Source organism: Grimontia marina (genome assembly GCF_900060185.1).
GTDB classification, from domain to species: domain Bacteria; phylum Pseudomonadota; class Gammaproteobacteria; order Enterobacterales; family Vibrionaceae; genus Enterovibrio; species Enterovibrio marinus.
On record NZ_FIZY01000183.1, the window covers coordinates 1 to 905 of the forward strand.

1 protein-coding gene is annotated in these 905 nt (G+C 59.8%); it reads left to right on the top strand.

Translation table 11 applies throughout. The features are described from left to right. Positions 1–905: calcium-binding protein (locus tag GMA8713_RS25860; RefSeq protein ID WP_269747472.1), on the top strand; the 905-nt coding region annotated here is incomplete at both ends.

Sequence of the window (905 nt, forward strand, 5' to 3'; positions counted from 1 at the left end):
GGGAACGACGACGACAAACTCTACGGCCAGTGGGGCAATGACCGTCTCGAAGGCGGCAACGGTAACGATGGCCTATGGGGTGAAGACGGCGACGACACCCTAGTCGGCGGTCACGGTGACGACCACCTCAACGGCGGTAACGGCAACGACACGCTGCATGGCCAGTGGGGTCACGATGACATGCACGGCCTGGCCGGTGACGACAAACTCTATGGCTGGACCGGCAATGATACCCTCCGCGGCGGTGACGGTAATGACCACCTCTACGGCGAGCAGGATAACGACTCCCTCTTTGGTGACAATGGCCATGACCGACTTTACGGCGGTACGGGTAACGACTACCTTCACGGCGGCAATGACAACGACGCGCTATATGGTGAAGACGGCAACGATACCCTCGTCGGTGGTCATGGTAATGACCGTCTTAATGGCGGTAACCATGACGACAAACTTTACGGCGAATGGGGCAACGACCGCTTAGTTGGCGGCGAGGGCAACGACGTTCTGCATGGTCAGGACGGTCACGACCGCCTTGAAGGCGATAACGGTAACGATGCTCTGTACGGCGGTAACCATAACGATGTCCTGATTGGCGGCCACGGAAATGACCACCTCGATGGCGGGAACGACGACGACAAACTCTACGGCCAGTGGGGCAATGACCGTCTCGAAGGCGGCAACGGTAACGATGGCCTATGGGGTGAAGACGGCGACGACACCCTAGTCGGCGGTCACGGTGACGACCACCTCAACGGCGGTAACGGCAACGACACGCTGCATGGCCAGTGGGGTCACGATGACATGCACGGCCTGGCCGGTGACGACAAACTCTATGGCTGGACCGGCAATGATACCCTCCGCGGCGGTGACGGTAATGACCACCTCTACGGCGAGCAGGATAACGA